This window comes from Streptomyces azureus, from assembly GCF_001270025.1.
GTDB classification, from domain to species: Bacteria; Actinomycetota; Actinomycetes; order Streptomycetales; family Streptomycetaceae; genus Streptomyces; species Streptomyces azureus.
On the sequence record NZ_DF968187.1, the window covers coordinates 69,192 to 95,193 of the forward strand.

At 70.9% G+C, this 26,002-nt stretch carries 21 protein-coding genes and 1 pseudogene; 17 read left to right on the forward strand and 5 right to left on the reverse strand.

The genetic code is table 11. The features are described from left to right. Window positions 1-10 precede the first annotated feature (10 nt). The 4 genes from dnaJ to AOQ53_RS01010 all read left to right on the forward strand — a co-directional run bounded on the left by dnaJ (window position 11) and on the right by AOQ53_RS01010 (window position 4,452). Window positions 11-1,189: a molecular chaperone DnaJ gene (dnaJ, locus tag AOQ53_RS00995; RefSeq protein ID WP_059414009.1), complete on the forward strand. Its 1,179-nt coding sequence runs from the start codon at window positions 11-13 to the stop codon at window positions 1,187-1,189. A gap of 5 nt (window positions 1,190-1,194) precedes the next feature. Beyond that, window positions 1,195-1,647, forward strand: coding sequence for a heat shock protein transcriptional repressor HspR (locus tag AOQ53_RS01000; RefSeq protein WP_059414010.1), 453 nt, complete (start codon window positions 1,195-1,197; stop codon window positions 1,645-1,647). A 269-nt stretch (window positions 1,648-1,916) separates the two neighbouring features. After that, the gene (locus AOQ53_RS01005) at window positions 1,917-3,026 is read left to right on the forward strand and encodes a sugar ABC transporter substrate-binding protein (protein WP_408055125.1); all 1,110 of its coding nucleotides are present in this window, start codon (window positions 1,917-1,919) and stop codon (window positions 3,024-3,026) included. 382 nt (window positions 3,027-3,408) lie between these two features. Further along, the gene (locus tag AOQ53_RS01010; RefSeq protein WP_059414013.1) at window positions 3,409-4,452 is read left to right on the forward strand and encodes a helix-turn-helix transcriptional regulator; all 1,044 of its coding nucleotides are present in this window, start codon (window positions 3,409-3,411) and stop codon (window positions 4,450-4,452) included. Here the strand turns inward: AOQ53_RS01010 and AOQ53_RS01015 are convergent. Then, a complete protein-coding gene (locus AOQ53_RS01015) occupies window positions 4,415-5,404 on the reverse strand; it encodes a helix-turn-helix transcriptional regulator (protein ID WP_059414015.1) in 990 nt (329 codons plus the stop codon). The two genes, AOQ53_RS01010 and AOQ53_RS01015, sit on opposite strands and share 38 nt — an antisense overlap. Before the next feature lie 17 nt (window positions 5,405-5,421). Beyond that, entirely contained in the window at window positions 5,422-6,366 is a 945-nt protein-coding gene (locus AOQ53_RS01020) for a helix-turn-helix domain-containing protein (protein WP_059414018.1), read from the reverse strand. 367 nt (window positions 6,367-6,733) lie between these two features. Between AOQ53_RS01020 and AOQ53_RS01025 the strand changes: the two genes are divergently transcribed. Continuing rightward, entirely contained in the window at window positions 6,734-7,069 is a 336-nt protein-coding gene (locus AOQ53_RS01025; RefSeq protein ID WP_059414050.1) for a Rieske (2Fe-2S) protein, read from the forward strand. Between the two features lie 179 nt (window positions 7,070-7,248). On the opposite strand, the gene AOQ53_RS01030 is transcribed toward AOQ53_RS01025, so the two are convergent. Next, entirely contained in the window at window positions 7,249-7,665 is a 417-nt protein-coding gene (locus AOQ53_RS01030) for a pyridoxamine 5'-phosphate oxidase family protein (protein ID WP_059414020.1), read from the reverse strand. A 104-nt stretch (window positions 7,666-7,769) separates the two neighbouring features. Between AOQ53_RS01030 and clpB the strand changes: the two genes are divergently transcribed. Then, window positions 7,770-10,391 carry an ATP-dependent chaperone ClpB gene (gene clpB, locus AOQ53_RS01035; protein ID WP_059414022.1) on the forward strand — a complete coding sequence of 874 codons (2,622 nt, stop codon included), beginning with the start codon at window positions 7,770-7,772 and terminating at the stop codon, window positions 10,389-10,391. Window positions 10,392-10,798: 407 nt separating this feature from the next. Next, complete coding sequence (locus AOQ53_RS01040; RefSeq protein WP_010032094.1) at window positions 10,799-11,326, forward strand: YbjN domain-containing protein; 528 nt, start codon at window positions 10,799-10,801, stop codon at window positions 11,324-11,326. Window positions 11,327-11,476: 150 nt separating this feature from the next. Here AOQ53_RS01040 and AOQ53_RS01045 read toward each other — a convergent pair. Continuing rightward, window positions 11,477-11,917: pseudogene (locus AOQ53_RS01045) on the reverse strand (aminotransferase class I/II-fold pyridoxal phosphate-dependent enzyme); the annotation flags it as partial. Window positions 11,918-12,090: 173 nt separating this feature from the next. Between AOQ53_RS01045 and AOQ53_RS01050 the strand changes: the two are divergent. The 3 genes from AOQ53_RS01050 (at window position 12,091) to AOQ53_RS01060 (ending at window position 15,980) form a co-directional block, all read left to right on the forward strand. After that, on the forward strand, window positions 12,091-12,645 hold the full coding sequence (locus AOQ53_RS01050) for a Uma2 family endonuclease (protein ID WP_059414024.1): 555 nt from the start codon (window positions 12,091-12,093) through the stop codon (window positions 12,643-12,645). Window positions 12,646-13,019: 374 nt separating this feature from the next. After that, window positions 13,020-15,113 (forward strand): hypothetical protein, encoded by a 2,094-nt coding sequence (locus AOQ53_RS01055; RefSeq protein WP_236711520.1) that lies wholly within the window; start codon window positions 13,020-13,022, stop codon window positions 15,111-15,113. Window positions 15,114-15,233: 120 nt separating this feature from the next. Beyond that, window positions 15,234-15,980, forward strand: coding sequence for a UPF0158 family protein (locus AOQ53_RS01060; RefSeq protein ID WP_236711521.1), 747 nt, complete (start codon window positions 15,234-15,236; stop codon window positions 15,978-15,980). A 222-nt stretch (window positions 15,981-16,202) separates the two neighbouring features. On the opposite strand, the gene AOQ53_RS01065 is transcribed toward AOQ53_RS01060, so the two are convergent. Continuing rightward, window positions 16,203-17,393: a pyridoxal phosphate-dependent aminotransferase gene (locus AOQ53_RS01065; RefSeq protein ID WP_059414026.1), complete on the reverse strand. Its 1,191-nt coding sequence runs from the start codon at window positions 17,391-17,393 to the stop codon at window positions 16,203-16,205. A gap of 988 nt (window positions 17,394-18,381) precedes the next feature. Here AOQ53_RS01065 and AOQ53_RS01070 point away from each other — a divergent pair. The 7 genes from AOQ53_RS01070 to AOQ53_RS01100 form a co-directional block, all read left to right on the forward strand. Then, entirely contained in the window at window positions 18,382-18,906 is a 525-nt protein-coding gene (locus AOQ53_RS01070) for a DUF2617 family protein (protein ID WP_059414027.1), read from the forward strand. 120 nt (window positions 18,907-19,026) lie between these two features. Then, window positions 19,027-20,682: a polyamine aminopropyltransferase gene (locus AOQ53_RS01075; RefSeq protein WP_059414029.1), complete on the forward strand. Its 1,656-nt coding sequence runs from the start codon at window positions 19,027-19,029 to the stop codon at window positions 20,680-20,682. A 125-nt stretch (window positions 20,683-20,807) separates the two neighbouring features. Then, a complete protein-coding gene (locus AOQ53_RS01080) occupies window positions 20,808-22,073 on the forward strand; it encodes an SRPBCC domain-containing protein (RefSeq protein WP_059414031.1) in 1,266 nt (421 codons plus the stop codon). 51 nt (window positions 22,074-22,124) lie between these two features. After that, complete coding sequence (locus AOQ53_RS01085; RefSeq protein ID WP_059414033.1) at window positions 22,125-22,913, forward strand: aldose epimerase family protein; 789 nt, start codon at window positions 22,125-22,127, stop codon at window positions 22,911-22,913. Between the two features lie 10 nt (window positions 22,914-22,923). Then, window positions 22,924-23,472, forward strand: a complete 549-nt coding sequence (gene pyrE / locus AOQ53_RS01090; protein WP_059414034.1) for an orotate phosphoribosyltransferase — start codon at window positions 22,924-22,926, stop codon at window positions 23,470-23,472. A gap of 144 nt (window positions 23,473-23,616) precedes the next feature. Then, a complete protein-coding gene (gene fbaA, locus AOQ53_RS01095) occupies window positions 23,617-24,639 on the forward strand; it encodes a class II fructose-bisphosphate aldolase (RefSeq protein WP_059414036.1) in 1,023 nt (340 codons plus the stop codon). A 66-nt stretch (window positions 24,640-24,705) separates the two neighbouring features. Beyond that, the coding region (locus AOQ53_RS01100) for an MFS transporter (protein WP_059414056.1) at window positions 24,706-26,002 on the forward strand (1,297 nt) is incomplete at its 3' end.

Sequence of the window (26,002 nt, forward strand, 5' to 3'; positions counted from 1 at the left end):
GGCGTCGAGGATGAGCACCAAGGACTTCATCGAGAAGGACTACTACAAGGTCCTCGGCGTCCCCAAGGACGCCACCGAGGCCGAGATCAAGAAGGCGTACCGGAAGCTCGCCCGCGAGTACCACCCGGACGCCAACAAGGGCAACGTCAAGGCGGAGGAGCGCTTCAAGGAGATCTCCGAGGCCAATGACATCCTCGGCGACCCCAAGAAGCGCAAGGAGTACGACGAGGCACGCGCCCTCTTCGGCAACGGCGGCTTCCGCCCCGGGCCCGGCGCGGGCGGCGGCTCCTTCAACTTCGACCTGGGCGACCTCTTCGGAGGCGCCCCGGGCGGCCAGGGAGCCGGCGGTTTCGGCGGTGGACTCGGTGACGTCTTCGGGGGCCTGTTCAACCGTGGCGGCGCGGGCGCGGGGACGCGCACGCATCCGCGGCGCGGCCAGGACATCGAGTCCGAGGTCACGCTGAGCTTCACGGAGGCGATCGAGGGCGCGACCGTCCCGCTGCGGATGTCCTCGCAGTCGCCCTGCAAGGCCTGTTCGGGCACCGGCGACAAGAACGGCACACCGCGGGTGTGCCCGACCTGCGTCGGCACCGGGCAGGTCGCCCGGGGCAGCGGCGGTGGCTTCTCCCTCACCGACCCCTGCCCGGACTGCAAGGGCCGCGGCCTGATCGCGGAGAACGCCTGCGAGGTCTGCAAGGGCAGCGGCCGGGCCAAGTCCTCGCGGACCATGCAGGTGCGCATCCCCGCGGGCGTCAGCGACGGCCAGCGGATCCGGCTGCGCGGCAAGGGAGCACCGGGCGAGCGCGGCGGCCCGGCGGGCGATCTCTACGTGGTGGTGCACGTCGACTCCCACCCGGTCTTCGGCCGCAAGGACGACAACCTCACCGTCAGTGTCCCGGTGACCTTCGCCGAGGCGGCCCTCGGCGGCGAGGTCCGGGTGCCGACGCTGGGCGGCCCGCCCGTCACGCTGAAGCTGCCGCCGGGCACGCCCAACGGCCGCACCATGCGCGCCCGGGGCAAGGGCGCGGTCCGCAAGGACGGCACCCGCGGCGACCTTCTGGTCACCGTCGAGGTGAGTGTCCCGAAGGACCTGACGGGGAAGGCTCGTGACGCGCTCGAGGCGTATCGCGAGGCGACCGCGGGTGAGGATCCGCGGGCGGAGCTGTTCCAGGCCGCGAAGGGAGCATGAGTCAGATGGACGGTCGTCGACGCAACCCGTATGAACTGACCGAGGAGACCCCGGTCTACGTCATCTCGGTGGCGGCCCAGCTGTCCGGCCTGCATCCGCAGACCCTGCGCCAGTACGACCGTCTGGGCCTGGTGTCCCCCGACCGCACCGCCGGGCGGGGCCGGCGCTACTCGGCCCGCGACATCGAACAGCTCCGTCAGGTGCAGCAGTTGTCGCAGGACGAGGGCATCAACCTGGCGGGCATCAAGCGCATCATCGAACTGGAGAACCAGGTCGCCGCGCTCCAGGCCCGGGTGGCCGAGCTGGAGGACGCGCTGGACGGCGCGGCGGCGGCCATGCGCCAGCGCGAGGCGGCGGTGCACGCGTCGTACCGCCGTGACCTGGTGCCGTACCAGGAGGTCCAGCAGACCAGCGCGCTGGTGGTGTGGCGGCCGAAGCGGCAGCAGCAGTCGGACTGACGCGCGTACGCCTGCGAAAGGGGCCGGGAGGAGACTCCCGGCCCCTTTCGTATGTCTTGGGGCGTTTTCGCTGGGCCTTCTGTGGATGACTGGATGGTGCAAGTCACTTGGAAGTGATTCCGCAGGGTCTTCACAACTGCTGCGGAGCGTGGTGTTGTCATCTCGTTAAGTGGTTCCGCTTGACGCTGGGGGCGCGTCCGCGTTGGCTTTTCAGTCACATGGGCCAAAAGTGTGCCCACGTCCGAATCACACGCGAAGTGAGCTCCCGCATGCGTCGTCGTATCTCCATATCCGTGGCCGCGGCCACGATGTCCGCCACGCTCGCCGGCTGCGGCGTGCTCAACGCGACCGGGAGCAGTGACGACGCGAGCCCGACGAAGGGCAACGACATCACGGTGGGCCTGCTGCTCCCGGAGAAGGCGAACACGCGGTACGAGAACTTCGACTACCCCATCATCAAGACGAAGGTCGAGTCCCTCACCAACGACCGGGGCCGCGTCGAGTACGCCAACGCCGAGGCGAGCGCCGACAAGCAGGCCGACCAGTTGCAGCAGATGATCGACGACCGGGTCGACGTGATCCTGCTGGACGCCGTCGACGCGCACGCCATCGCCGACGGAGTGAAGAAGGCCAAGGACGCCGGCATCCCGGTCATCGCCTACGACCGGCTCGCCGAGGGCCCGATCGACGCGTACATCTCCTTCGACAACGAACTGGTCGGCGAGGTCCAGGGGCGCACCCTGCTGGAGGCCATCGGCGAGAACGCGAGCCTCTCCGACAAGATCGTCATGATGAACGGCTCGTCGACGGACCCGAACGCCAAGCAGTTCAAGGCCGGTGCGATGTCCGAGCTGAACGGCAAGGTGACGATCGCCCGGTCCTTCGACACCAAGGACTGGAAGCCGGAGAACGCGCAGGCCAACATGGCCGAGGCGATCGAGAAGATCGGCAAGGACAACATCGACGCGGTGTACTCCGCCAACGACGGCATGGCCGGCGGCATCGTCAAGGCGCTGGAGGCCGCGGGCGTGACCGACCTGCCGCCGATCACCGGCCAGGACGCGGAGCTCCCGGCGGTGCAGCGGATCATCGCCGGCGAGCAGTACATGAGCGTGTACAAGTCGTACCCGCAGGAGGCCGAGAACGCCGCGGAGATGGCCGTGGCCAAGGTCCAGGGCCGCGACATCCAGTTCGCCGCGCTGACCCGCGACAGGGTCGACAGCCCCACCCACAAGGGCATCCCCGCCCAGCTCGTGCCGGTGGTCGCCCTGACGAAGTCCAACATCAAGGACACGGTCGTCGCCGACGACGTCTACAAGCTTTCGGACATCTGCACGGCGAAGTACAAGGCGGCTTGCGAGGCGATCGGGCTGAAGTAGTCACGCCGCTCGTCGTCTTCCGCTCCTAGTGCCCCGGCAGGCAACGTTCGCCCCGTCGCGACGCCCGGCACGCCCCCTCGCCGCACCGGGAGCACGCACCGGACGCCGCTCCTTGACGGGCAAACGTTGCCTGCCGGGGCACTAGGAGTTCTCCGCCTCACCCCCGGAGGGGCCCGGCCGGCACCGGAGTGATCCGGCTGGCATCCGGCTGGATTCGGTCACGCCCCGGCCATTTGCTGCAACGTGCGAGCTGAGGCGCGGACATACCGGCGTGTGGCGGCGGTTTCCGGCTAGGGCGGCGCGGGGAGCCGTGTTGCGGACCAGGTCCCGTCCGCGCATAGTTGCGCTGCGGAAGACGGCGAAACCGGGGGTGGGATCGGCGATGGCCGGGCACGGGGCGGAGGAGCATCCACACGGTGCCGACCGACTGTGCGAGGCCGGGGATCGCGTGTATTCCCGGGCCGTACGGCGGGGCCGTGTGCCGCGCCGGGACGCGGATCCGGTGCCCTGTCTGCTGGAACTCGCCCTGCTGCACCCGGACCCCGACGACATGGACTGGCTGGTGCCCACCTCCCCGCAGGAGGTCATGACCCGGCTGCTGCGCGGGATGTACGACGAGGTCAGCGCGAGTCAGCGGCGGGTGGGTTCGGCCGTGGCGGCGTTCGAGTGGTACGCCGGGCTGGGGCGTCAGCCGCAGCCGGCCCCGTGGGCGAGCGAGGGCTCGGCGATCCGGGTGCTGGACGGCCTCGCCCGGATCCAGGCCGCGATGGACGAGGCGACCCAGGCGTGCACGACCGAGGTGCTCACGGTGCAGCCCGGTGGCATCCGGCGCGAGGCGGAACTCTCCGAGGGGCTGCACCGGGCGCTGACGCTGCGCGGCCGTGGCGTGCGGATGCGGGACCTGTACACGCATGTCGCCCGGCACGGGCAGGGGCTGCTGAACTATCTGGAGCTGATGGGCGACGCGGTCGAGGCGCGCACGCTGGACGAGGTGATCGACCGGCTGATCCTCTTCGATCGGACGGTGGCCTTCATCCCCGCCAACACCGACCGCACGATGGCCCTGGAGCTGCGCCACCCGGCGCTCATCGAGTATCTGGTCACCGTCTTCGAGCGGCTCTGGCGCCTCGCCATCCCGCTGACCGCCCCGCTGCCAGACACCGGCATCGAGGGCATCTCCCACCGCGAGCAGTCCATCGCGGCGCTGCTGGCGGAGGGACACCAGGACGCGGTGATCGCGGAACGGCTGGGGATAAGCGTGCGGACGTGCCGGGCGCACATCGCCCGGCTGTCGGAGACGCTGGGGGCGGCGAGTCGTACGCAGCTGGGTGTGCGGATCGCCCAGGTGGGCCTGGACGGTCCCCCGCGGCCGCCTGTCTCCCCGACCCTCAGCGTTCCTGGTCGAGAATCCCGGACTGCCCGATGAGATAGCCCAGTTGTGCCCTGCTCTGACTGCCCAGCGTCGCCGCGAGCTTGGCGATGTGGACGCGGGCGGTACGGATGTTCATGCCCAGACGGTCTGCGATGACGGCGTCGGTGTGGCCTTCGGTGAGGAGGGCGGCTATGGCGCGTTGGCGGGGGGTGATGCCGTTGCAGGAGGGCTGGGGGGCGGCTTCGGGGAACACCGGGGTGGCGAGGCGCCAGAAGCGGTCGAAGGTGGTGGACAGGTATCCGACGATGGCCGGGTGGCGTATTTCCAGCGCGAGGTCGCCGTTGCCGTCGGCGGGGAGGAAGGCGACGATCCGGTCGACGATGATGAGCCGGTCGGTGAGCTCGTCGAGCGCGCGCGCCTCGATGTCACCCCTCAGCCGTTCATGGTGCGCGACGGTCAAGGGGGAGTGGCGGAGGGTGTGCTGGTACAAGGTGCGGATGCGGCCGCCGCGGTCCAGCAGAGCCTGGTCGCGGTCCGTGGCGACGGCGTAGGCCGCCTCGACCCGTTGCCTGGTGAGCTTGGTGTGGGGCTGGATGGTGAGCAGCTCCCGGGAGGCGTCCGCCATGGTCTCGGTGATGGCCTTGTTGATCCGCTCCTTCCCGCTGAGGAGCGTGAGCGTCGGTGTGGTGGCCGTAGCGGCGCGATGCCCTTCGATGGCCATGAGCGGCTCGAACGTCTCAGCCAGCCGTTCCTCCCGGCGTCGTTCACGCGCGATCCGTTCCCCGGAGGTCCGCAGCAGACGGTGGAGGGCGACGGCCGGCGCCACAGGCTCGAGCCGGTGCAGGTCGTCGACGGCGGGGTGCAGCAGGCCGAAGTCCATCAGACAGGGCGCGGCGTCGGCCGCGTCGGCGGGTACGTGCCCTTCGCGCAGGGCTCGTTCGTACAGCTCCGTCCCGGCACGGCACAGTTCTTCCGTGTTGTGAGTGGAATGTGGCGCCGACGTCACTCGGGACTTCCTCCTCTTCAGATGTCCTGCTGCAGGATCCCCGACTGCGCTATGAGATATCCGAGTTGGGCTCGGCTGCCACTGCCCAGGGCCGACGCCAGCTTGGCGATGTGAGCACGGCAGGTGCGTACGTTCATACCGAGGCGGCGGGCGATGGCCTCGTCGACGTGGCCCTCGACCAGAAGCTTGGCTATGGAGTGCTGGACGTCCGTGATACCGCCGGTGGCCGCTTCGTACGGGGTGCCGGTGCTCAGCGGGACCGCGCGGTCCCACAGGTATTCGAAAAGCTTGATCAGATAGCGGACGAGGCCGGGGTGGCGCAGTTCCAGGGCGACCTGCTGGTCGTCCCGGGCGGGGATGAAGGCGACGGTTTGGTCGCAGATGATCAAACGTTCCACCAACTCGTCTATGGTGCGGTACTCCGCCTTGCCGTCGGAGAGCCTGGCCGCATAGGCCAGTTGCTCGGGGTTGTAGCGGGCGGTGTGCTGGTACACCGTACGAATCCGCACACCACGTTCGATGAGCGGCTTGTCGCGTTCCAGCCCTCTCAGGAGGCTGCGTTCGGACATGCGGTCGCTCGGCTGGAGGGTGAGGACCTCGGTCCGGCACTGGGCCGTGGCCATGTTGAGTGCGGCGTTGATACGTTCACCGCCTTCCAGAACGGTGATGGAGTCACTTACCGTTGCGATCTGGGTGCCCAGGGCCATGAACGGCTGAAAGGTCTCCGCGAGGTCGACGGCCAGGCGCCTACGCTCTGCGATCTCGTGTTCCAGGGGGTTGAGTTGCCGGGAAAGGGCGACGACCGGGGCTACGGGGCGCAGCCAGTCGGGATCGTCCGGATCGGGATGGAGGAGGGCGAACTCCATCAGGCAGGGGGCCGGCTCCACGTCCGCGCGTGCGATGCGTCCTGTGCGCAGAGCGGTGGCATACAGGCGTCCACCCTCCTCGCACCACTCGGTCATCGCATGGGGATGTGTCCCTTTTGTGCGATCTGTTGTCAAATCTCCACCCCCCAGGGTCCTGAACATGCAGGAACATGATGCATCGATTGTGTGGCCATGACGTGCCCGAATGAGCCATCGTCGTACTCGACGGGGGAAAAGGGGACCTTCAAGTGAGGACGAAGCCGACTATGCGGAAGAGAATGCTTCGCTCGGTGCTTGTCGCCGCCTTCTCCGTCGTTGTAACCCTCGGCGCGCTGAGTGGCTTCTCCGATGAGAAGGGCGATGTTCGGGCGAACACCAGTTGGCCGGCGGTTGCTCAGACCAGCTACGGCGTGAACAACACCAGCTGGCCGAGTTCCGCGGCAGCGGGATCCGGGAGCTGACCGTGACCACTCCACCCGACGACCGCTCCTTCCGTCGCGAAATGGCCACCGCCTACCGCTCCGGCTGGCACTTCATCGACCTGGTCACCGCCATCCCCCACAGCGGCGACTCGTTGATGGTGACCGTTTTCGGCGAGCCGGTGGTCGTCACGCGGGACGAGGAGGAGGACGTACGGGCTTACCGGTGTCTGCGGCGGCCTCGGGGGGCGCCGCAGCCCGTGCGGTGTGCCGTACGGTACGGAATGATCTTTGTGAACCTGGACCAAAGGGACCACGAGCAGGTGGAGGCCGACTCTCCTGCTCCGAGGGCCATCTCTGCCACCCCCCGCAGTGCCTGACGCGATTCCCCCGTCGTAACAGATCGCTCAGGTGCTTCCCCCCGCAGCGGCGTCACCGTGACCTGAACACGGTGACGCCGCTGCAGTTTCTGGTGACATTTCCGGTTATCCCCCCAGTCACGCAGTGGCTGGATCCAGTCGATCACCGGTGTGGATTTTCACTTCGGTGAACCTCCGCATCAACCTCGCCCCATCGCTCGCGTGAGCTCTATCTCGATCACCACGCGTGCGGGGTTCGGCGAGGGGGTCCGTCCGTAGCGTTCGGCGTAACGGCGCTCCGCCTCCGCGACCCGGTCCGGCTCGGTGCGGACGAAGGCCCGGCCCTCCAGCGTCGCCCAGCGCCGGCCCTCCATCTGGCAGACGGCGACCGCCGCCCCCTGTTCCCCGGCGGCCAGTACGTGCCGCGCCTTGGCGCTCGCCTTGTTCGTGATCACCCGAGCGAGCCGGGCCGCGGGATCGTATGTGACCCCGACGGGTACCACGTGCGGAGTGCCGTCCGGGCGGGGAGTCGTCAGGGTGCACACGTGGCGTTCCCGCCAGAAGTTGAGATACGGCTCGTCCGGAGCGCCCGGATCGACGGAGTACTTGGTCGCCATGCCCCGGAACTTAACCCCTGCGCTCCTCCCCGAATCGGCATTGAGTGGACTAGACTCAACTTTGTGTAAGTCGTTCGGGTCAGTGCAAGGAGGAGAACGCGAACGTGGACGCCGAGCTGACCAACCGGAGCCGGGACGCGATCAACGCGGCCAGCAACAGGGCCGTGACGGAAGGGCACCCCGACCTCACCCCCGCCCACCTGCTTCTCGCGCTGCTCCAGGGACAGGACAACGAGAACATCACCGATCTGCTCGCCGCGGTCGACGCCGACCAGGCGGCCGTGCGCGCCGGAGCCGAGCGCGTGCTCGCCGGCCTGCCCAGTGTGGCCGGGTCCACCGTGGCGCCGCCCCAGCCCAACCGCGAGATGCTCGCCGTCGTCGCCGACGCGCAGGCCCGCGCCAAGGACCTCGGGGACGAGTACCTCTCCACGGAGCACCTCCTCATCGGCATCGCCGCGAAGGGCGGCGCGGCCGGTGAGGTGCTGTCCCAGCAGGGCGCCGACGCCAAGAAGCTCCAGGGCGCCTTCCAGAAGACGCGGGGAGCGCGCCGGGTGACCACGGCCGACCCCGAGGGCCAGTACAAGGCCCTGGAGAAGTTCGGGACGGACTTCACCGCCGCCGCGCGGGAAGGGAAGCTCGATCCCGTCATCGGGCGGGACCAGGAGATCCGGCGCGTGGTGCAGGTGCTGTCCCGCCGTACCAAGAACAACCCCGTGCTCATCGGTGAGCCCGGTGTCGGCAAGACCGCCGTCGTCGAAGGGCTCGCCCAGCGGATCGTGAAGGGGGATGTGCCCGAGTCGCTGAAGGACAAGCGGCTCGTCGCGCTCGATCTGGGGGCCATGGTCGCCGGGGCCAAGTACCGGGGCGAGTTCGAGGAGCGGCTGAAGACCGTGCTCGCCGAGATCAAGGAGTCCGACGGGCAGATCATCACCTTCATCGACGAGCTGCACACCGTCGTGGGGGCCGGTGCCGGCGGCGACTCCGCCATGGACGCCGGGAACATGCTGAAGCCCATGCTCGCGCGCGGTGAGCTGCGCATGGTGGGTGCCACGACCCTCGACGAGTACCGCGAGCGGATCGAGAAGGACGCCGCCCTGGAGCGGCGCTTCCAGCAGGTGCTGGTCGCCGAGCCGAGCGTCGAGGACTCCATCGCGATCCTGCGCGGCCTCAAGGGCCGCTACGAGGCCCACCACAAGGTGCAGATCGCGGACAGCGCGCTGGTCGCCGCGGCCACCCTCTCCGACCGGTACATCACGTCCCGCTTCCTGCCCGACAAGGCCATCGACCTCGTCGACGAGGCGGCGTCGCGGCTGCGCATGGAGATCGACTCGTCCCCTGTCGAGATCGACGAACTCCAGCGCGCCGTCGACCGGCTGAAGATGGAGGAGCTGGCGATCGGCAAGGAGACCGACGCGGCCTCCCGCGAGCGTCTGGAGAAGCTGCGCCGCGACCTCGCCGACAAGGAGGAGGAGCTGCGCGGCCTCACCGCCCGCTGGGAGAAGGAGAAGCAGTCCCTCAACCGGGTCGGTGAGCTGAAGGAACGCCTCGACGAACTGCGCGGCCAGGCCGAACGCGCCCAGCGCGACGGCGACTTCGACACCGCCTCCAAGCTGCTCTACGGCGAGATCCCCGCCCTGGAGAAGGAGCTGGAGGCCGCCTCCGAGGCCGAGGAGGCGTTGACATCTTCCGCCTCCGGCGGGGGCGCCAAGGACACCATGGTCAAGGAGGAGGTCGGCGCCGACGACATCGCCGACGTCGTCGCCTCCTGGACCGGCATCCCCGCCGGGCGTCTGCTGGAGGGCGAGACGCAGAAGCTGCTCCGCATGGAGGACGAACTCGGCAAGCGGCTCATCGGCCAGACCCAGGCCGTGCGGGCGGTGTCCGACGCCGTACGGCGGTCCCGCGCCGGGATCTCCGACCCCGACCGCCCCACCGGCTCCTTCCTCTTCCTCGGCCCGACCGGTGTCGGCAAGACGGAACTGGCCAAAGCCCTCGCCGACTTCCTCTTCGACGACGAGCGGGCGATGGTCCGCATCGACATGTCGGAGTACAGCGAGAAGCACAGCGTGGCCCGGCTGGTCGGCGCCCCGCCCGGATACGTCGGTTACGAGGAGGGCGGCCAGCTCACGGAGGCGGTACGCCGCCGTCCGTACTCCGTCGTCCTGCTGGACGAGGTGGAGAAGGCCCACCCCGAGGTCTTCGACATCCTGCTCCAGGTGCTCGACGACGGGCGGCTGACGGACGGGCAGGGCCGTACGGTCGACTTCCGCAACACGATCCTGGTGCTGACGTCGAACCTCGGCAGCCAGTTCCTCGTCGACCCGATCACCAGCGAGGAGGAGAAGAAGGAGCAGGTGCTGGAGGTGGTGCGGACCTCCTTCAAGCCGGAGTTCCTCAACCGCCTGGACGATCTGGTCGTCTTCGCCGCCCTGACCAAGCCCGAGCTGGAGCGCATCGCGGGGCTCCAGATCGAGCGCCTGGCCAAGCGCCTCGCCGAGCGGCGCCTCACCCTGGACATCACGCCCGAGGCCCTGGCCTGGCTCGCGGAGGAGGGCATGGACCCGGCGTACGGCGCCCGCCCGCTGCGCCGCCTCGTCCAGTCCGCCATCGGCGACCGCCTCGCCAAGGAGATCCTCTCCGGTGAGATCAAGGACGGCGACACGGTCCGCGTCGACCGTTTCGGCGACGAACTGCTCGTGGGACCGGCGGCCGGCAAGACCCTCTGACCGGCCGCCGGTCGGGCCGCCCTGGCAACGGCCCGCCCCGCACTTCCGGGTCGGGCCGCCGCCAGCTGCGCCCGCGAACCGGCCGGGCGGGCCGTGTAGGGCGACGCGAAGATCACCGACCTGCGCTCCTGGCCCGTCGAGGACCGGGTCCGGCGGCTCGGCCCGCCGGGCGGTTACTCCAACTTCCGTGACCTCGACTACCCGGGCGGCGGGAACCGGAAGGACAAGGTCGACATCTTCGAGGTCCGGCGCGCCTGACAGGTGCGCGAAGGCCCGGGGGAGGTACCCGGCACTTCCCCCGACCGGCCGGATCCTGTCAGCCGAGGGCTGACGGGGCCCGTCCGGGGTTGCCACCCCCCTCCCCGCATGGGGGAGGATGGCGGGATCCGTACGAAGGGAAAATCACGGTGACCATCGACCCGTCCTCGATTCCGAACTTCGGGGGCCAGCCCGAGCCGCAGCCGCAAGGACCGGCGGGCCCCGTCGTCCCGGATCAGGACCTCGTGAAGCAGCTCCTCGACCAGATGGAGCTCAAGTACGTCGTCGACGACGAGGGAGACCTCGCGGCGCCGTGGGAGCAGTTCCGCACCTACTTCATGTTCCGAGGTGAGGGAGACCAGCAGGTCTTCTCCGTGCGGACGTTCTACGACCGGCCTCACGAGATCGAGGCCAAGCCGCAGATCCTGGAGTCCATCGACGACTGGAACCGCCGCACCCTGTGGCCCAAGGTCTACAGCCACACCCACGACGACGGCACGGTCCGCCTGATCGGCGAGGCACAGATGCTGATCGGCATGGGCGTGAGCCTGGAGCACTTCGTCTCCTCGACGGTGAGCTGGGTGCGGGCCGCGATCGAGTTCGACAAGTGGCTCATCGAGCAGCTCGGTCTCGAGGAGGAGATCAACGAGGCGGAGAAGCCCGAGGACGAGGAGTAGGGCTCCAGCCAGGCCCAGCAGGCCCCCTACGGCGCGTCGGCGCGTACGAGCAGGTACGCGCTGTACGCGCCGTACGCCTTTTCAGGCGCCGGGACGGACCTTTCAGGTGCCGGGCGGGGATGTGGGCGCGCCCGTCCCTCCGGCCGTCCCTCAGGCCCCGCCGACGCCCTTCAGGCGGCGTACGGCCTCCTCCAGCACCCCCGTCCGCTTGCAGAACGCGAACCGTACGAACGGGGCGCCCTCCTCGCGGTGGTCGCAGAAGACCGCGTTGGGGACCGCGACGACACCGGCGCGTTCCGGCAGGGCGCGGCGGAAGGCGAAGCCGTCCGTCTCGCCGAGGGGGCGGATGTCGGTGGTGACGAAGTAGGTCCCCGACGGGCGGAAGACCTGGAACCCGGCCTCCTCCAAGCCCGCCGCCAGCAGGTTCCGCTTGACCAGCATGTCGTCGCGGAGGGCCGTGAAGTACGACTCGGGCAGCGCCAGGGCCTCCGCGACCGCGTACCGGAACGGCCCCGACGCCACGTACGTCAGGTACTGCTTCGCCGAGCGCACGGCCGTGACCAGCTCCGGCGCCGCCGTCACCCATGCGACTCCTCGTTGGCCTGCCTATTCCTATGTCGTGCGACAGGCCCCGCTGCGGATCTCCGGCACCGGCGGCGAGCGGGCCGCACAACCTGTCCGGACCGGTCTGCCAGCCGTACCGACGGGCTCGGTGACGCGGCACTGTCCGTCGTACCCTGACCACACACGGGAAGGAGCCGTCCATGAGCGTCGACGCGATCGTGCACACCGAGTTCCCCAAGGGGTACGCGGTCCTGTTCGGGGCCGACGGAAAGGTGATCATGACCCCGCAGAGCGAAGAGCACTCCAGCACCATCAGGTCGATGCAGATCGACTCCGCTCTCGCCCTCGGCCGTCACGCGAAGGTCACCTCCGTCGTCTACATCGACTTCCCCGCCGACGAGAACTCCGCCCCCGACCTCGCGATCCTGCGCGAGGACGCACGCAAGGAAGGCAAGCGCTACAGCTTCGAGGACGTCCTGCTGATCTCCGAGGTCGTCTCGACCTCTTCCGCACGCAAGGACTACGACGACTGCACCGCGAAGTACGGCCGCTACGGAATCCCGATCTACCTGGTCGTGGACCCCTACGCCCAGGAAGTCGTCCTCCACACCCAGCCGACCGCCACCGGTTACATCGCCGCACACACCCACAAGTACGGCACGGGCAAGCTCCCCATCCCCCTGGCCGACGGTCGCACCTTCACCCTCGACCTCGACGAACTCCCGCGCCCGGAACCCGAGGCGGACGCCCGCTGACGAGGGACTCCCCGCTGGCCAGGCCCGTGTCGTTGGCACCGTTGTCGTCGGACGTGGTCGTTCCTGGTCGGGGCAGCCGGCTGGGATGGCCTTCTCGGCCGCGTGGTCGCCGCGAGTGATCGAGCCATGGTCCAGCGGCGTTGGCCTTTCGTCGATCGGGATCGGCCAGGGGGGCGTGCCGTTCTGTGCAGTGAGTCCTTGCGACGAAGTCCGGTTCGTGCCGCAAGGAGGTTCGAGGCCGCGTTTGCTGCGGGTGACAACCACCACGTACTGCTCTGAGGCAGCGGGCCGCTCGTCCTCGGCCGAGTTGCCGGCCCCGGTTCGGCGATAGCGTGGCACGGCAACGACTGCTGCAGACAGGTGGACGAGATTTCATGCGGATGCGGTTCGAACCCGAGGCCGAGGAGGAGTTCGAGGCGGCGTGCGGGCTGTTGGTCGACCGCGTGGTTCGGTGGGCCGGGGAGCAGGGGCTGCCGGTGGACGGATTCACTGCCGAGGCGGCCCTGGACTACCGACACCGGGCGACTGCCGACGGTCGGCTGGGGCTGTGGGAGCCGCGCCATGTGGAGGAACTGCTGCTCTCCTGGCTTCCCGAGCAGGTCACGGAGCTTCCCGGGGAGGAACGCGTCGACGCCCCGGGCACACTGCGCACGCTACTGCGCTATCTGCACGCCGCGCAGTTGGCGGACCCGCGCGGCCCCTCACTCCAGGATTCCCTCGCCGTGGTCGACAGGGTCGCGGAACAGCATGTGGCGGCGATGACGGACCGCACTCGCTGGGGATTGGCGAAGTTCTGGGCGATGACGGCCGCGGAGCAGGGCGTGGACGTCCAGGACGGGGCAGCGTTGCAGCGCTTCGCGGACCGGGCGCAGCGCGGGGAGGTCGTCTACGATCAGCAGGTTCTCGCCGCGATCATGGAACGGCGGCTGACCGGCCGTTCGCTGTCCGGCGTGGACCGGGCCGAGCCGCAACTGCCCGTGATGCTTCCCCCGGACGACGAACTGCGCCGACGGGCCGAGGCGTCGACGACCGTGGCGCAGTTGCGCGGACTCGCCGGATGGGCGGGGCAGGGCGGCCGCCCGGTGACGGCGACGGGGCGGCTGCGGATGGTGGAGGCCCGCGAGCTGGTGGACCGACTCGGCACCGGCGACAGGATTGAGGGGGTGCGCTCTTCGGCCGACCTGCCGCGGCTGGGACTGCTGGTGGAGTGGGCGAAGGAGGCGCGCCTGGTCCGGGTGGTCAAGGGGCGTCTGTATGCGGTGGCCAAGGCCCGGCCGGTGCTGGCCGACCCGCTTCGGCTGTGGCTGCGCGCCTTCGACGCGTGCTTCGAGCTACGGCAGGCCCTGATCGGGGCATGCAGCGGCTGGCACGTCGAGTCGATGCTCTTCGACGTCTACGAGCACATCCTGGACGACGTGCTGAACACGCTCTACAGCCTGCCGTACCCGATGCCCTGGCCGCGGCTGCGCGACACGGTACACCTGGCCTATCGGGCCTCCTTCCAGCTCGACGCCGGGTTGGACCTTCAGCACCGGATGTGGTTCGAGCAGGCCGACCGGGACCTGCGCGCGGTGCTCGACCTGCTGGACGACCTGGGCGCGATCGAGCGTGACCGTGGGATGGCCGATCCGGTGTTCCTCGACATCGACCTCTCCGATGCCGGTCCCGAGCTGCTCGCGGACATGCCGGCGGAGCTCGCGGAGCTGCTGGGCGTCGCGGGGGCGGCAACGGACCCGGTGGCGCGGGAGCGTGCCGATGCCCGGCGAGAGGAGCTGACCGCCGGGCCGGTCGAGCTCATCCGTCTCACCGAGCTCGGTACCCGGGCCGTACGACAGCGGTTGCTGGAGGCCGGCAGGGACGCACCGTTGGTCGGTGAACTGGCCCAGGCGCCGGCGGCCGGCCTGCTGGGGGTGCTGGCCGAGGACTACGACCCGGACGCCGCCCGCACGGAGCTGGCCGGCTGGATCACGGCCCGCGGCGAGCGGGAAGGTGCCCTGCGGCAACTGACCGACGCCGTAAGGACCATGACCTTCCGCACGCGTGCGCAGGCGATGCTCGACGTGCTGCTGACGGCGTTGCCGGACGGTGAGGGCGAGCGGCTGCTGCGCACGCTGCGGCGAGACACACAGCTGGCGCCGCTGGCGCTGAACGCGCTGGCGCACCGTGAGTTGCTGTCCCCAGAGGACATGAGCGATGCAGAGTCTCTGCTGGTGCTCGCCGAGAGCCTGCTTCAGCTCGTGGAGTTGGCGGGCGGCGGGGACGGCGCCGAGGAGACGCTGCGCGCCCAGGGCCTCCAGGCCAGGGACGCGGTTGCCGCCGCGTTGGACTCCGCGCACCCGGACCGGGCCGGACTCGACGAGCTCAGGCAGCTGGCGGCCCGGGCACTGGGTACCCACGGCGCCCGCCTCGGCCGCGCCCGGAAGGCTCGGCGCTCCTCGGGCAAGAGCGGCCGCAAGCGGCGCCGCTGACCGGGCAACACAGCCTGGCCCCCAGGCGCCGGGTGCGCTGGCACTGGCACGGAGCCGGGCGGAGGGAAACCGATGGGTCCCGGCGTCGTACGTCCTCGGGGGCGCGTTACCGTCGGGGTCGTGGCTGAGGGATGGGACGAGGACGGGCTGCGGGCCCTGCGTGGCGCGCTCCACGCGCAGGACGGCGTGGCGCTGCTTGCCGCGTTGCACCGTGGCCGCGTGCGCGAGGTGCTGCAACTGGCCGGCGATGGTGTGGCGGTGGCCGCGGCGCAGGGCCTGCCGGGGGCTGCGGAGATGGCGGCCGTGTTTCTCGGCGCGCTCCAGGGGCGCGGCTTCCGGGGCGATGAGGAGCTGGCGGACCGGTTGCGCGCGGCCACGGGAGACGCGGCGATCCCCCTCCTGCGCCCGCTCGCGGTCGATCTGGAGATGCTCGCCATGCTGCTGGAGGGCGACCCGACCGAGTCCGGTGGCCGGATCGATCTGTCCAGCGGGGAGTGCTGGCCTGCGTTCACCGATGAGCTGGGGCCTGGGCCCGAGGCCGAGGAGGACGACGATCCCGAGCGATGGCTGTACGCGCCGGCTCTGGGGTCCCGGGCCGGTTACCGGGACATGGAGCTGTTCATCGAAGAGGTCGAGGACGCCGCCCTTGCCGACAGGCTGCGGATCGCCATCGGTGGGCGGGGCGCCTTCCGGCGCTTCAAGGACGTCCTCGCTGGTGACGAGCGCTCCTGGAGCCGGTACCACCGGTACCGCGATGAGCGACAGCGCGGCCGGGCCCGCGCCTGGCTGGCAGAAGAGGGTTACTGCCCGCACATCACCTTCTTCGTAGAGCCCAGCTCGGGTTCGTATCCTTCGGGGTCGGTATGACTCTCTGCTGCCCCTGTCCTGCATGATCCGGGGGCGCTGTCACCGGGCCTGGCGGCGCCGGTTGATCGCTGATGAAAGCGTGTCCGCCCACAGGCGGGCTGCGTGATACGACTGCCGATCACCGGTGTCCCGGTCGACCAGGCAGCAGTCGAGTGCGGGTGCGCGGCGGCTCGGAGCAACCAGGCCGTGTGGCCGGTACATCTGCTGGTACGTCTGTGGCTGTTAGGCGGCCAGCGTCTTGAGTCGGGAGGTCGCCTCCTCCAGCACGCCGGTCCGCTTGCAGAACGCGAAGCGGACAAAGGGTGCGCCCTGCTCACGGTGGTCGTAGAAGACCGCGTTGGGGATCGCGACCACCCCGCAGCGCTCCGGCAGCGCACGGCAGAAGGTGAAACCGTCGCTCTCACCGAGGGGCCGGATGTCGGTGGTGATGAAGTACGTGCCGGCCGGGCGGAAGACCTTGAAGCCCGCCCGCTCCAGGCCGCCCGCGAGCAGGTCCCGTTTGGCCAGCATGTCCGCGCGGAGGTCCGCGAAGTACGAGTCGGGCAGGCACAGGGCCTCGGCCACGGCGTATTGGAAGGGCCCGGAGGCGACATACGTCAGGAACTGCTTGGCCGAGCGGACGGCGGCTACGAGATCGGGGGCGCCGGTAACCCAGCCGACCTTCCAGCCGGTGAACGAGAACGTCTTGCCGGCCGACCCGATGGTGACCGTACGCTCGCGCATCCCCGGGAACGTCGCCAGCGGCACGTGCTCGGCCTCGTCGAAGACCAGGTGCTCGTACACCTCGTCCGTCACCACGAGCAGGTCCCGCTCCACCGCCAGCTCGGCGATCGCGGCCAGCTCCGCGCGGGTGAGGACCGTGCCGGTCGGGTTGTGCGGGGTGTTGATCAGCAGCAGGCGGGTGCGGTCGGTGACGGCGTCGCGCAGTTCGTCGAGGTCCAGGCGGAAGCTGCCCTCGTGCGGGCGGAGCGTGACCGGCACCCGGCGCCCGCCCGCCATCGCGATGCACGCCGCGTAGGAGTCGTAGTACGGCTCGAGGGCGATCACCTCGTCGCCGGGCTCCACCAGGGCCAGCAGCGAGGCGGCGATGGCCTCGGTGGCCCCGGCGGTGACCAGGACCTCCCCGTCGGGGTCGCAGGACAGGCCGTAGCGCCGCTGCTGGTGGGCGGCGACCGCGGTGCGCAGCTCCGGAACGCCGGGCCCCGGCGGGTACTGGTTGCCGAGGCCGTCCCGCAGCGCCCGTACGGCGGCCTCCCTGACCTCCTCGGGGCCGTCGGTGTCGGGGAAGCCCTGCCCGAGGTTGATGGCGCCGGTGCTCAGGGCCAGGGCGGACATCTCGGCGAAGATCGTCGTCCCGAACTCGGCGAGCCGGCGGCTGAGGAGGGGGCGCGCGCTGGAGGTCATACGGGTCATCCTCCGCCGAAGCTCTGGACTTCCTCAACTCTGCTTTGGGGCGTGCCGGGCGCGGGCATCCCCTGTTCACGCAAGAGCGAGGCGCCCACGGGGGGCCGCTTCGGGGGAACGGAAGGAGGGTGACGCCATGGTCGTCGGCATCATCCTGGCGGTGATCGGAGTCGTCTTGGTCGGGGCGCTGGTGTCCAAGGCCCGCGGCGGCGGATCCGGACGGGCGACCCGTCGGGGGGCGGGGGCCTCCACCGGATCGCGCCACGACAGCGGCGGCAGCTGGTGGGCCGGGGGCGGAGACTCCGGCTCGTCCGGCGGACACTCCTGCGGCGGCGGCTCGTCCTGCGGAGGCGGGTCGTCCTGCGGCGGGGGTGGAGGGGGAGGAGGCGGCTGCGGCGGAGGCAGCTGACGTACGTCGGCCGCGCTCCCGACGGGGGAGCCGCAACCACCGAACGCGGGGTCCGCACTGGGGCGGGCCCCGCGTTCCCGTGCCGGTCGGCGGGGCCCGGGGCCCCCGCCCGTAGGAGGTGTCGAACCTCTGTCAGGAAAGTCGGGCAACTCCGAGTGAGTTCTGACAGCTTCGCATGTCTGTAGGACAACTGCCGCCGGGCCGTGGCGGATCGAGGCGTGACTCCGGCAACTGCGCGAGGCAAGCGGGAACTTGGGAGGACGGCGAAAGCCCGGGCACCCGTCTGTCCCGGGTCCCGGCGTGAGCCACGGCGTACCGGCGCACGCCTCCCCGGCACCGGCGCACGCCGTAGTTGAACAGTTGAGCTGTGGAGCCCTCTGAGGGATGGAAACCCTGCGAACTTGGGTAAAGACGCTGTTGCGGCGCCACAGTTCATGATTCCCTCTAAAACACCAACGCAGCCTCTCGGACGTTCTGCGGACACCTTCCCGAAACCGGCCGACCGGTTTGCCCCGGGCCGAATCCCCCGGTGCGACCGGGGTGCAGCGGACCCATCTCCCTCTCCTTGTGTGCTTGCGGAGCCGATCCATGCTCACGACCCTGAACACCTCCTACACCGACACGCGGGCGGCCGATCTCGCCTGGGCCCTGGGGCGCGAGCCGCTTCCCGCGCTGGCCACGCTCGACCTCGAACTGGCGGGCGTCCGACTTCAGTTGCGACTTCTCGGCGCCTCCCACCAGGTTCTGCTGGAGGAGGGGGGCGTCTGCTCGGAGACGGTGGCGTGCATTCCCGGCAGCAGCACGCCGCTTCCGCTCGGCGTCGCCAAGCGGTTGGGCGACTGGGAGTACGAGTTCGCGGCCCGGGTCGAGGTCCTCTCGCCCGGCTCCTTCGCGGGCCGCGCCCAGGAGTTGCTGGCCCTCGTCTCCGACCATCCGCACGGCCTGGCCGGCGTCTTCCCCGGCAGCCCGCACGCCTTCACGGCACTGCTGGCCCAGCACCACGAGGGACAGGTGCACTGGCGGACCTGGCACGCGTACCCGCAGGACGGGCAGTTGGTGGCGACCCGCACGAAGGTGGGCGTACGGGTGCGGGCGTCGGCCGCCGCCAGCTGAATCTCCCCGGCACCTCACTCACTCGGCGAGCCGGATCTCACACCGTTATCGGGCCTCTGTGGACCAGCATCACACGTGTGGGTGACGAACCGCAGTGGAGGCGTGACGTAACGTCGCAACGTGATCGAGCCGCACGCGCCCGCCCCGCCCGGTTACCCGCCGCCCTTGAGCGCCCCGGGCGGCCCCGGCGGCCCGGCGCAGCTGCCCGTCCGGCCGGGCACCGGACGGGTCCTGGTCCTGGCGGGTGCGTTCGTCTGCGCGGCCTGCGGACTGGTGTACGAGCTGGAACTGGTCGCCCTCGCCTCGTACTTGATGGGCGACTCCGTCACCCAGGCGTCCGTCGTGCTGTCCGTCATGGTCTTCGCGATGGGCATCGGCTCCCTCGCCGCGAAGCGGCTGCGCGGGCTCGCCGCGGCCGGCTTCGGCGCGGTCGAGGCGACGCTCGCCCTCGTCGGCGGGTGCAGCGCGATGGCCCTGTACGCGGTCTTCGCCTGGACCGGCGACTGGGGCGGGATGTGGGCCAGCGGACCGCGCTGCCTCCTGGTCGCCTTCTCCCTCGCGACCGGGCTGCTCATCGGCGCCGAGGTCCCGCTGCTGATGGAGCTGATCCAGCGCATCCGCCGCCAGGACGCGGGCGGTGCGGTGGCCGACCTGTTCGCCGCGGACTACGTCGGTGCGCTCGTCGGCGGACTCGCCTTCCCCTTCCTCCTGCTGCCGTTCCTCGGCCAGCTGACCGGCGCGCTGATCACCGGCGCCGTCAACGCGATCGTCGGGGGCGCGCTGGTGCTCGGCCTGTTCCGCCGGGACCTGACCCGGCGCGCCCGCTGGCTGCTGCTGCTCGCCAACGCGCTCGTGCTGGCGATCCTCGCCTCGGCCGCCGTCCTCGTCGACGACTTCGAACGGGCCGCCCGGCAGGCGGTGTACGGCGAGGACGTACGGGTGGCGCTCCAGACCGGTGTGCAGGAAGTGGTCTTCACCGGGGGCACGCACGGGCGGCCCCTCGACCTGTTCCTCGACGGCCGGCTGCGGGTCAGCGGGCGCGACGAACTGCGCTACCACGAGGCACTCGTCCACCCGGCCATGACCGGGCCGCACGCGCGCGTGCTGATCCTCGGCGGCGGCGACGGACTGGCGGCACGCGAGGTGCTGCGGCATCCCGGGGTTGACCGGGTCGACGTCGTCGAACTCGACGAGGAGGTCGTGCGGCTGGCCCGCACCGACCCGGCCCTGTCCGCGCTGAACAAGCACGCGTTCGGCGACCCGCGCGTGCGCGTGACCACGCAGGACGCCTTCGGCTGGCTGCGCGGAGCGCCCCCGGCGTCGTACGACGTGGTCCTCTCGGATCTGCCGGACCCGGGCATCACGGCCAGTACGAAGCTGTACTCGCAGGAGTTCTACGGGCTCTCGCGCCGGGTGCTCGCCCCCGGCGGCCGGCTCGTGGTGCACGCCGGGCCCGTCGCGTCCAGTCCGCGGGTGTACTGGACCGTGGACGCGACCCTCCGCGCGGCCGGTTTCCGCACCGCCCCGTACTGCACGGGCGTCCGCCACGCCGGTTTCGCCGTCGGCCCCGACCGCACCCTCGCCGACCGCTCCCGGGCGCCCCGGGGCTGGGGCTTCTTCCTGGCCGCACGCACGGAGCCGCGGCCCCGCCTCGGCCCGGACAGTCCACGCCTGTACGTCCTCACGGACGCGTCCCTCGCGGCGGGGGAGCGGGCGGCGCGGGGCACGCGGATCGCGGGGCTGCCCGCCTCGACGCTGGTGCATCCGCGCTACTGAGCGGGTCCCGGGGCGGCCTGGTGAGGGTGGGGGAGGGCGGTGAGGATACGCCTGGTGGGGCGTATCGGGGGCTAATCCCGAAGGCGGGGGTGCGTTTCGGCGCGTGCTGGGTAGAGTCCGTCCACATGGAGCACGAGGTGTTCGTTCCGGTTCCGGCCGAGCGGCTCAGGGAGGTGCTGGACGACCCCGCGCGGGTCGCCCGGGTGGTTCCGGGGCTCCAGCAGGACGCCGGCGCCGAGCCCGTCACCGGCCGGCTGAAGATCCGGGTCGGCAGCCACTCCGTCACGTACCGGGGTGCCGTACGGGTGTCCCGGGCGGACGACGGGGCGTACGCCGTCGAGGGCGACGCCACGGAGGCCCGCGGCACCGGCTCGGTGAAGCTCGCGCTGCGCATCGCCCTGCGGGACGCGGCGGACGGCACGACGGTCGTTTTCGACGGTACGGCCGCCGCGGACGGACGGATCAAGGACCTCCCGTCCGACGCGGTGGAGAGCGCCGTCACCCGCCTGCTGAACCGTTTCGCGGAACACCTGGCCGCGGCAGCCCCGGAAACGGCCACGCCCCTCGCCACCCAGGACTTCGAACCCCGCGCCGCGACCGACTACGAGACGACCCCGGACGCGGACGACGCGGCTTTGCCGCCTGCGCCTCCGGCGGGGGCCGAGGGGGGCACCGTGGCCGGGGCGTCGAGCCCTGCGGACGGGACCTCGGCCGAGATCCCGACCGACGCGGGCGCGGCGGCCGGGGAGGGCGCGGCTCCGGGGTCTGCGGGAGGTGGCTCGGCCGACGAGCCCCTGACCGCCGGGGCTGCCGAGACGACTTCCGGGACCGCCCGGGAGACTTCCGCCCCCGGACCCGACGACGAGACGCCCGCCTCCGGCCACACCGCCGACGATGCTCGTGCCTCGGGGGTCGGTGACGCGCCCTCGGCTCGGGGTGGCGCCGACGATGCTCGTGCCTCCGGGGATGGCGACGGGTCCTCGGCTCCGCGTAACGCGGACAGGTCCTCCGCGCCGGGTGACGCCGACGAGCACCCTGCCCCCGCAGCCGACGACGACGCTCCCGCCCCCGTCCCCGAGCCACCCGCCGTCTTCGAGAGCGACGTTCCGCCGTCCTCTTTCGGTCCCTCGGACGAGGAAGACGAGGAAGACGAGGACGACGAGGACGACAATGACGACGAGGACATCGCCGAGGCGGCGCATGCGCGGCGGACGATGATCGGGCGCAGCGCCGAGGAGGTCGATCACGCCCCGCCGCGAGGCCGGTACGCGCCGGTCCCCGCGCCGCAGACCGTGATGCCTGCCGCCCCGCTGCGCTGGGCGGCCCCCGCGGCGGCGCTCGCGCTGGCGTCGGCCATCGTGGCGGTCCGGGCCCTGCGCAGGCGCCGCTGAAAAGCCCCGCACCGGGTGATGCCCTCTTGATCACCCCAGTAGGGTCGTCCCGTGAGTGACGAAGACATCACGCTGACCGCGGGCGACGCGGAGGTGACCGTGCAGCCGGGCAACGGCGGCCGGGTCGGAGGGCTGCGGATCGGCGGCGTGGAGACGCTCCGGCAGGGGGAGCGGTTCGGCTGCTTCCCGATGGTGCCGTGGTGCGGGCGGGTCCGTGACGGGCGCTTCCTGGACGGCGCCGTCGTACGGCAGATGCCCCTCAACGCCCCGCCCCACGCCATCCACGGCACCGCCCGCGACGGCGCCTGGCGCACCGCCCGCACGAGCACGGCCGAGGCCGTCATCACCTACGAGCTCGTCGACCCCTGGCCCCACCCGGGCCGCGTCACCCAGGTCGTCGCCCTCGCCGAGGACGCGCTGACGCTGACCATGTCCGTGGAGACGTACGAGTCGTCGTTCCCGGCGCAGATCGGCTGGCACCCGTGGTTCAACCGGAACCTCGGCGGCGAGGACGTGCGCATCGACTTCGACCCGGCCTGGCTGGAGGAGCGCGGCGACGACCACCTGCCCACCGGCAACCGCGTCGAGCCGAAGCCCGGCCCCTGGGACGACTGCTTCGGAATGCCCGGCGGCGTGGACGTGACCCTCACCTGGCCCGGACAGCTGGAGCTGAAGGTGGCCAGCAGGGAGCAGTGGGTCGTCGTCTACGACGAGCAGGAGGCGGCTGTGTGCGTGGAGCCGCAGACCGGCCCGCCCAACGGGCTCAACACCATGCCGCGCCTGGTCACGCCCCTGGAACCGCTGGAGGCCACCACGACCTGGAGCTGGCGCCGCCTCTAAGCTGGGCGGCATGACGGACACACGCGGCGCGCTGCTGCAGCAGATCAAGGACAAGGCCGTGGTGCACGGCAAGGTGACCCTGTCGTCGGGTATCGAGGCCGACTACTACGTCGACCTGCGCCGCGTCACCCTCGACGGCGAGGCAGCGCCGCTGGTCGGGCAGGTGCTGCTCGACCTGACCGCCGACCTGGAGTTCGACGCGGTGGGCGGCCTCACCATGGGCGCCGACCCCGTGGCCGCCGCCATGCTGCACGCCGCCGCCGCGCGCGGGCGGCGCCTGGACGCCTTCGTCGTGCGGAAGGCCGCGAAGGCGCACGGCTTGCAGCGCCGCGTCGAGGGCCCGGACATCGAGGGCCGCCGTGTGCTGGTCGTCGAGGACACCTCCACCACTGGCGGCTCCCCGCTCACCGCTGTCGAGGCCGTGCGCGAGGCGGGGGCCGAGGTCGTCGCCGTCGCGACCATCGTCGACCGGGCCACCGGCGCCGCGGAGAAGATCCAGGAGGGCGCCGGGGTGCCGTATCTCTTCGCGTTCTCCAAGGACGAGCTGGGCCTGGACTGAGCCCGGGCCGACCAGGGCGTGGACGGTGGCCTGGACCTTCCGGCCAAGTCTGGAAAGATGGGGCCGACGATGACGTCGCACCCCAAGGTCTAGGTCAGGGCCGAGAACGCAGTACGCCAACCCGCAGATACAAGGAGCGGACGCATGCCCATCGCAACTCCCGAGGTCTACAACGAAATGCTGGACCGGGCGAAGGCAGGAAAGTTCGCCTACCCGGCCATCAACGTGACCTCCACCCAGACCCTGCACGCGGCCCTGCGCGGTTTCGCTGAGGCGGAGAGCGACGGCATCGTCCAGATCTCCACGGGTGGCGCCGAGTTCCTGGGCGGTCAGTACAGCAAGGACATGGTGACCGGCGCGGTCGCCCTGGCCGAGTTCGCGCACATCGTCGCCGAGAAGTACCCGGTGAACATCGCGCTGCACACGGACCACTGCCCGAAGGACAAGCTCGACGGGTACGTACGCCCGCTGCTGGCGCTCTCCAAGAAGCGCGTCGAGGCCGGCCTGAACCCGCTGTTCCAGTCGCACATGTGGGACGGCTCCGCCGAGACCCTCGCCGACAACCTCTCCGTCGCCCAGGAGCTGCTGGAGCAGGCCCGCGCCGCGAAGATCATCCTCGAGGTGGAGATCACCCCGACCGGTGGCGAGGAGGACGGCGTCTCCCACGAGATCAACGACTCCCTCTACACCACCGTCGACGACGCGATCCGCACCGCCGAGGCCCTGGGCCTGGGCGAGAAGGGCCGCTACCTGCTCGCCGCCTCCTTCGGCAACGTGCACGGCGTGTACAAGCCGGGCAACGTCGTCCTGCGTCCCGAGCTGCTGAAGGAGCTGAACGAGGGCGTCGCCGCCAAGTTCGGCAAGGCCTCCCCGTTCGACTTCGTCTTCCACGGCGGCTCGGGCTCCTCGGAGGAGGAGATCCGGACCGCCCTGGAGAACGGCGTGGTCAAGATGAACATCGACACGGACACGCAGTACGCCTTCACGCGCCCGGTCGCGGACCACATGTTCCGCAACTACGACGGTGTCCTGAAGGTCGACGGCGAGGTCGGCTCCAAGAAGACCTACGACCCGCGCACCTGGGGCAAGCTCGCCGAGGCGTCCATGTCCCAGCGCGTCGTCGAGGCCTGCGGCCACCTCCGCTCCAGCGGCACGAAGATCAAGTAAGTCCCGGTTCGAACGCGTGGAGCCCGGCGCCTCCTGTGGCGCCGGGCTCTTCCGTATGCTCCCTGCATGCCCGATGTCCGGTTGGCCTCACCGCAGGGCAAGTGGATCCTGCTCACCACCGTCCTCGGCTCCAGCATGGCCCTGCTGGACTCGACCGTCGTCAACGTCGCGCTGCCCCGCATCGGCCGTGACCTCGACGCGGACATGGCGGCCCTGCAGTGGACCGTCAACGCGTACATGGTCACGCTGGCCGGGCTGATCCTGCTGGGCGGGGCGCTGGGCGACCGTTTCGGGCGCCGGAAGGTGTTCGTCGTCGGCGTGGTGTGGTTCGCGGTGGCGTCCCTGCTGTGCGGGATCGCGCCGAACGCCGGGGTGCTGATCGCCGCGCGTGCCCTGCAAGGGGTGGGCGGTGCTCTGCTCACACCGGGGTCGCTGGCGCTGATCCAGGCGTCCTTCCATCCCGACGACCGGGGCCGCGCGGTGGGCCTGTGGTCCGGCTTCGGCGGGATCGGGGCGGCGGTCGGGCCCTTCGTCGGCGGCTGGCTGGTGGACGGGCCGGGCTGGCGGTGGGTCTTCCTGCTGAACGTTCCGCTGGCGCTGCTGTGCGTGCCCGTGGCGCTGCGGCACGTGCCCGAGTCGGGCGGCGAGGGGGCCCGGGGCCGGTTCGACGTGCTGGGGGCGGTGCTGGGCGCGTCGGCGCTCGCACTGCTGACGTACGCGTTGATCGAGGCGGCCGGTGCGGACGGCCTGGTGGTGGCGGGTACGGCGGTGGCGGGGGCGGTCGCGGCCGTGGCGTTCGTGGTCGTCGAGCGGCGGCGGTCCGAGCCGATGATGCCGCCGGACATCTTCTCCTCCCGCCAGTTCACGGCGGTCAACCTCGTCACGCTGTGCGTGTACGCGGCCCTCGGCGGGTTCTTCTTCCTCGCCGTGCTTCAGCTCCAGGTGGTGGTGGGCTATTCGGCCCTCGCGGCCGGTACGGCGTTGCTGCCGCCGACCGCGCTGATGCTGCTGTTGTCGGCGCGGTCCGGTGAGCTGGCCGACCGGATCGGGCCGCGGTTGCCGCTCACGGTGGGGCCGCTGCTGTGCGCCGCGGGGATGCTGCTGATGCTGCGGGTCGGGCCGGGGGCGTCGTACGTGGCCGACGTGCTGCCGGCGCTGTTGGTGCTCGGGCTGGGCATGGTCACGCTGGTGGCGCCGCTGACGGCGACCGTGCTGGGATCGGTGGACGTTGCCCGGGCGGGGCTGGCCAGCGGGATCAACAACGCGGCGGCCCGGGTGGCGGGGCTGGTGGCGGTGGCGGCGTTGCCGTTGCTGGCGGGGATGGGGAAGGAGGCGTACCGGGAGCCGGGTGCGTTCGATGTCG